Raw genomic sequence first — 6,368 nt, 5'->3', positions numbered from 1 at the left:
TAAGGACTAGTAAAGCTTTCCTGGCTATGAAACTAACACAAGCTGCAAGCCACAAGCCACAAGCCACAATCAGAAAAACCAGTACCCAGTAGCCAGTAACGAATAACCATTAACGATTAACGCATAACGATTAACTCAATCGGGGCAGTAGGCAAAATGGAGTCGTGAGTATTACGCTACTTTACTCAGCCTGTAAGGACTAGTAAAGCTTTCTATGCAAGGAAGTAACCCAAAAAAGCCGGAAGTCAGAAGACCGAAGTCGGAAGCACGGATAGCTGTAAGCAATATCAATCGTCAAACAATTAATATCGTCAAACAATTAACGAATAACCATTAACGATTAACGCATAACGATTAACTCAATCGGCAGTAGGCAAAATGGAGTCGTGAGTATTACGCTGCTTTACTAAGCCTGTAAGGACTAGTAAAGCTTTCTTTGCAAGGAAGTAACCCAAAAGAAGTCAGAAGCCGGAAGCCGGAAACACGGATAGCTGGTAAGCTGTAAGCAAAATATATCAACATCAGTTTATACCCACCTCTATTTCTCCTCCCAGGAGGAGAGTGGTTTGCGTATAAGAAACCATTCACGTTTACCGACCCATTTAGCTGCAAGATTTAAGCTTTAAGCTGTAGGGAAATATCAATCGTCAGGTCAAAGCAGCAATTAACCATTAACCATTAACATCAAACTCAGATTTAGTGTCTGTAAGAAAACTTCAAGGTCAAGGCTTGCGAAGTGCCAAAAAGCGGAGCGTAGTGAGGTTAGTGAGCATTTTTGGGGCGAGCGTAACGCAGACAATAATGTTTGCTTAGAGACACTAAATAAAACTATTCTTTATCGCATCTGTTGCATTATTAGAGGCAATCAAATAGTATTTATAAAGAATGGCAACTGCTCCTTCCGGTGGAAAAATTCGGCATTTCATTTCCCGCCTGGTCATTGTTATCATAGCGCTGGCTTTGGTGATGCTGCTTTACCATGGCGCCCGGTATTTTCTGTTGTTGTTTACGGGTGCATTGATGGCCATTTTGTGGAGAGGCATAGCTCGTTGGATTGAGAGGAAGACTAAATTGAAATTTAAGATGGCGCTGCCATTTGTGATCCTTCTTAATATTGGAGCTATAGTTGTATTTGTGTGGCTGGCATCACCAAGTATAGCAGAGCAGGTGGATCGGTTGTCTCAAGAAATACCTAAGGTAGTCGACCGTGTAGAGTCTCAACTGCAAAATTCTGACCTGGGAAGGAGGATATTGAACACCGTTAACGCAGGAGAAGAAGAGCTTCCATCCGGGCAACTCAAACGAGCCTTTACTGTGTTCTCCGGTACTATGAATTTTCTTATTGACATTCTGCTGATCATAGCTTTCTCACTATTTCTTGCTGCCGGCCCTCACTTATACACCAAAGGAGTGCTGTATATGACCCCCAACCAATATCAGGACACTGTCAGAGATCTTTTTTCGAGAATGAATAATACCTTGTTCAGGTGGTTCATTGGCAAGATCGTAGATATGTTCAGCATTTTTGTAATGTCGATCATAGGCTTATGGCTGCTCGATATGCCACTGATATTCACCTTTGCGCTGATAGCATTTTTCTTTTCCTTTGTTCCTAACATTGGTCCTGTGCTCTCAGCCGTTCCTCCGGTTGCCATAGCTTTCCTTGATAGCTCACAAAAGGCGCTGTACGTAGGGCTGCTTTATTTAGGTATTCAACTGATAGAGAGCTACTTCGTTACGCCAAACGTGCAAAAACATGCCTCTTACGTCCCCCCGGTCTTGCTTTTGCTTGTGCAGTTCCTCCTGGCGAAGTTTTTAGGTGTGCTTGGCCTCTTCCTTTCCACACCGATACTGGTTATGGTTATGGTGTTGGTGCAAAAGCTTTATGTAGAGGAGAGGTTGGGGAATTATGAGTTGGAAGGGAGAGGTTAGGTATGAAGTATTACTAAATCTTTTCAGTAGTTTGAGAAAAAGATGTAACGCTTTGGAAGAAATAATTAAGTGAATAAATTTAGAGGATAATTTATATGAAAAAACATGAGTTACGATTTATACTTTTTTAAACGCAAAATGACATCCCTGCAGGAATGGTCGGGCGCTCATTTAATGGAGGTAACTATGTGCAACTTACCGCCAGGGGTGATCTGATGAAGAACATAATTGTCGATCAGTGGAAGGAAATATGGGCAATGGATTTAGAAAGGGCCTATACCGCTGATTTTGAAAGTTTTGGAGAAAAATCACAAAATCCTGCTGATGCTGAAATTGATTTTTTTATCGCTGTGAAATAGGTTTAGGAGGCATCATGAAAGAACTTGACAACTACTACCTCAGCAAAGAGGAACCAAACAAAAGCTGCTTACTGGCCCTAAGGGATATCATCCTCCGGCAGGATAGCAACATCACCGAAACTATGAAGTGGGGCATGCCCTGCTTCTGTTTCAGGAAAAAGATGTTTTGTTATTTGTGGGTAGATAAGAAAACAACCGAGCCCTACATCCTCATGGTGGAGGGAAAACATCTGGAACATCCACGATTAGAGGTCGGTAGCCGCTCACGAATGAAGATATTTAGGGTAAATCCCAGGAAAGATCTACCTGTTTTAACCATTGAGTCGATTTTAAATCAGGCGCTTGACCTCTATCGAAACGGCATAATAAAGGTCTAGCAGTCGGTCAATCTCTACAACAACGAGCTATATATATTCTTATTCCCCTGATTATCGGTCACAGTCAGTTTCACCTCACCGGAAAAAGGTTCCGTAAAGTCCAGCTTTTCCGACCAGATGAGTTGTGTCTTGTAATCGTAGTTCATGAGTACCCACGCACCATCAACGGTGCATTTAATTTCATTGATGCCCGAGCGTTCATCGCTGATCTTAAACCGGAGTTCATTCTTGTCTACACGCACGGGCACTATCTTAGGAGGAATAGTGTCTTCAAGGATGGTAAACTTCCCAAAATCGCGCGTCCGGAACGTAATACGGCTATACTCCCACTTTCCCCCTTTGTAATGCGCATTGCCACGGGCGTCCAGGGCATACACGGAATATTTCTCCGGGTCTTTATAGCTCTTTTGAGGCTTTAGGGTTACTGAGATATATTTTTTAAGGGGCACTTGCACGTCACCAATAGAGAACTGTTCCGTTTTGTCGCTATCGATATAGTCATAGCTGGCCTGCAGGTATAATGTATCGAACAGCGCACCATCAGGAAAGTAGATATCCATCTTGTCATTATAATACTTGAAGGAGTGCTGCGGAGATACCATCTCTTTATAATGCAATAATCTGTTCTCTCCATTGATGTCTACCGAATGTGGCAGACCCTGGCGCATATCCCATAGAAAAACACCTGTTTTATTGTTAATTATGTATGACTGCTGTAGTTCCTGCCGGTCAGGAATGTATATGGCCGGTAAGCTCTCTGCATTGGCAGGGGCTTTAATTACTAACGTATTATCTATCAGATCGATTTTAGTATCATGGGAATTACCGTAGGCAATAGCTTTATCTGAATTCACGGTGGCTGATTTTAAATTTATGTCGACATAGCTGATGTTATTGTAGCTGTCAGTCATGGCGATTTTGACAGGAGTCAGGCCATCACCTTCCAGGGTAAGCTTACCCTTATTGTTGTCTGTTTTATAAAAACGCAGCTCGTTACCATCATCTACATATAGCTTGTGGTACTTCTCACCGGTATCATGCAGGTCGGGGTAGTTCATGTGCTTGAGAATGTTTCGCTGCTCCGAAAACGAGAAAGTGTTGATCTCCTGCCTGAAAACTTCACGATCTGCGGCTGTCATGGTTATAGTAGTAATACCACACCTGAACCTCGCATTGTCCAGTATATCATAACCATATAATTCAATACCTACTTTTCCTTTAACTTCAATAGGCTGATCAATTATATAATTGTTTCCGATGCGTTTCAACTCAAATTCATATCGGCCAAACTGTCCGTTTACTCTGGCATCTTTGTCCATAGTTTTGATGGCTATCTTTCTGGCTACCGGCGGAGTATTATCTAAAATCTCTGTAAACCCATATTTTAGCGGATTGAGTGGGTTTTGATTTTCATCCCTCAGGTCAAAGTGCAGATGAGGGCCACCTGACGAGCCACTATTGCCGCCAAAAGCTATAGTGTCGCCCCGCTCCACTTTAAACTGATCTTTCCTGAAGTAAAGGTTTAGTTCAAATGTCTTTCTACGATATTGTTCCTCTCTGACATACTGTGCCAGAGCGCCATGAAAACGATCCAGGTGCGCATAGACGGTGGTATGTCCGTTAGGATGCAGGATGTAAACAGCATTGCCATACCCGGAGGTGGAGACTGCCACACGCGAGATATAACCCGGAGCAGCAGCATGTACAGGGAGGCCGATCTTTCCTTCTGTGCGAATGTCAAGGCCTGTATGGAAATGTGAAGATCGAAGTTCCCCCATGGTGCCAGCCAGGGTATTGCGTATACCTGGCTTAATAGGGAAGAGGTAGTAATTTTCTTTGAAAATATGATTCTCCTCCAACTGCCCCAAACTGGCGATAGAGCTAAAGATACCAACAAAGATTAAAAGCCTTCTACTTAACTTCAAATTCCAATAGTTTCTCATCCTCAATATATGCTTCTATTTTATTTCCAATGTGAACAGGCCCCACCCCCTTGGGAGTTCCTGTAAATATTAAATCTCCTTTTTTTAATGTAAAAAATTTTGACAGATAGGAAATCATATAATCAAAGCTGAATAGCATTAGTGAAGTATTTCCCTGCTGTTTTGTTTCCCCGTCTATTTTTAAACTAAAATTAATATCACTTAAGTTCTCAAAATTAGAAATAGGTAGAAATTTAGATACTGGTGCCGAACCGTTAAAACCTTTGGCAATAGCCCAGGGCAATCCTTTTTCCTTGGCCTTTTGTTGCAGGTCGCGGGCAGTAAAATCTATGCCAATACCTATTTCATCGTAATATTTATGGGCAAATTTTTCCTGAATATTTTTACCCTCTTTGCAAATCCTCAATACTAGTTCAACCTCATGATGTACATCCTGACTAAAATCCGGATAATAAAACGGCTGGTTATTCTTTAATACTGCAGTGTCCGGTTTGGTAAATATCACAGGTTCATCTGGTCGCTCATTGTTAAGCTCTGCGATGTGTTCAGCGTAATTACGACCAATGGCCAATATCTTCATTTCGGTTGATTATTAGATAGTTATGAATGTATAACAGCTTTTGGTATTTACTTTGTTATAATTATATCTAAATTTATAATGCATAAAGATGAAAAACCTTTTATTTACGGAAAAAATATTCTGAGCCATGATAAAGAAAATATTATTACTTCTGGTAGTGGGGCTGATCTTATATAGTTGTACTACTGTGCCGGTAACCGGGAGAAGACAATTGAGCCTGGTGCCCAATTCTGAAATATTGCCATTGAGCTACGATCAGTACCAGCAGGTACTAAAAGAAAACAAGCTTTCTGATAACAAGGAGTGGAGTGCCATGGTAAAAAATGTGGGAAGAAAAATACAAGGCTCTGTGGAGCAATACATGAAACAGAAAGGATTATCTGATCAATTAAAAGGATATGCATGGGAGTTTAATCTGATAGAATCCGAAACAGTCAATGCCTGGTGCATGCCGGGAGGGAAAGTGGCTTTTTATACGGGGATTATGCCCATATGCAAAGATGAAAAGGGAGTGGCTGTGGTTATGGGACACGAAATAGCCCATGCCATTGCCAATCATGGAAGAGAAAGGATGAGCGAGGGGCTGGTAGCTCAGCTCGGACTAAGTTCGCTGAGTGCTGCGTTGGGTCAAAACCCAACTATGACAAAGCAACTACTCTTACAATCAGTAGGTGTAGGTACGCAGTTAGGCATGCTGGCGTTTTCAAGAACACACGAGTCGGAGGCCGACCAGATTGGGCTGATCTTCATGGCTATGGCCGGATACGATCCTCACGAGGCTCCTAAATTCTGGGAGAGAATGGAAGCTCAGAGCAGTGGCCAGCGTCCACCGGAGTTTTTGTCTACACACCCCCACCCGGAAACACGGATCGCAGACCTGAAGAAGCAGATCCCGGAAGCGATGAAGTATTATAAAAGATGATGATTAAAGCTAAAAAAAGAGGTTGGTTCAAAACGACCACTTTTTTTCACACCCTCCTGTGCAAGTCTTGTCCCCAACTGGCTCCCAACTGCCCAACTGGTGCGGAAGTCACTCAACTGGTGCGGAGTGTGCTGTGAGTGAAGCAAAGGCTTCACGTAACTGCAAATAAGATGGTGGAACCGACCCACCAGAGTCTGCTTACAGGAGCCGGCTAAACATCTGTTTTGATGCGTCAAAGGTAACTTTGGGGTGTGA

Annotated in this window: 6 protein-coding genes; 4 read left to right on the top strand and 2 right to left on the bottom strand. The window is 42.5% G+C overall.

Annotated features, from left to right (window positions below; genetic code table 11):
* Positions 1–885: 885 nt before the first annotated feature.
* From C900_RS27020 to C900_RS27010, 3 genes are all read left to right on the top strand, one after another.
* A complete protein-coding gene (locus tag C900_RS27020; protein WP_009583679.1) occupies positions 886–1,932 on the top strand; it encodes an AI-2E family transporter in 1,047 nt (348 codons plus the stop codon).
* A 155-nt stretch (positions 1,933–2,087) separates the two neighbouring features.
* Positions 2,088–2,291, top strand: coding sequence for a bacterial regulatory protein, DeoR family (locus tag C900_RS27015; protein ID WP_009583678.1), 204 nt, complete (start codon positions 2,088–2,090; stop codon positions 2,289–2,291).
* Between the two features lie 14 nt (positions 2,292–2,305).
* Positions 2,306–2,668 (top strand): DUF1801 domain-containing protein, encoded by a 363-nt coding sequence (locus C900_RS27010; protein ID WP_009583677.1) that lies wholly within the window; start codon positions 2,306–2,308, stop codon positions 2,666–2,668.
* A gap of 14 nt (positions 2,669–2,682) precedes the next feature.
* Here C900_RS27010 and C900_RS27005 read toward each other — a convergent pair whose 3' ends face one another.
* Both C900_RS27005 and C900_RS27000 read right to left on the bottom strand, forming a co-directional pair.
* Complete coding sequence (locus C900_RS27005) at positions 2,683–4,593, bottom strand: M23 family metallopeptidase (RefSeq protein ID WP_009583676.1); 1,911 nt, start codon at positions 4,591–4,593, stop codon at positions 2,683–2,685.
* Complete coding sequence (locus tag C900_RS27000; RefSeq protein ID WP_009583675.1) at positions 4,580–5,191, bottom strand: fumarylacetoacetate hydrolase family protein; 612 nt, start codon at positions 5,189–5,191, stop codon at positions 4,580–4,582. Before C900_RS27000 ends, C900_RS27005 begins: the two co-directional genes overlap by 14 nt.
* Before the next feature lie 127 nt (positions 5,192–5,318).
* On the opposite strand from C900_RS27000, the gene C900_RS26995 reads away from it, so the two are divergent.
* A complete protein-coding gene (locus tag C900_RS26995) occupies positions 5,319–6,113 on the top strand; it encodes a M48 family metallopeptidase (protein WP_009583674.1) in 795 nt (264 codons plus the stop codon).
* Positions 6,114–6,368 lie beyond the last annotated feature (255 nt).

Source organism: Fulvivirga imtechensis AK7 (assembly GCF_000331535.1).
In the GTDB taxonomy this organism is placed as follows: Bacteria; Bacteroidota; Bacteroidia; order Cytophagales; family Cyclobacteriaceae; genus Fulvivirga; species Fulvivirga imtechensis.
This window is presented reverse-complemented; position numbering and strand designations above follow the sequence as displayed.

Coding starts and splice junctions, on each gene's coding strand:
- C900_RS27000 (WP_009583675.1), bottom strand. CDS start 5,191: ATGAAGATATTGGCCATTGGTCGTAATTACGCTGAACACATCGCAGAG.
- C900_RS26995 (WP_009583674.1), top strand. CDS start 5,319: ATGATAAAGAAAATATTATTACTTCTGGTAGTGGGGCTGATCTTATAT.
- C900_RS27020 (WP_009583679.1), top strand. CDS start 886: ATGGCAACTGCTCCTTCCGGTGGAAAAATTCGGCATTTCATTTCCCGC.
- C900_RS27010 (WP_009583677.1), top strand. CDS start 2,306: ATGAAAGAACTTGACAACTACTACCTCAGCAAAGAGGAACCAAACAAA.
- C900_RS27015 (WP_009583678.1), top strand. CDS start 2,088: ATGGTCGGGCGCTCATTTAATGGAGGTAACTATGTGCAACTTACCGCC.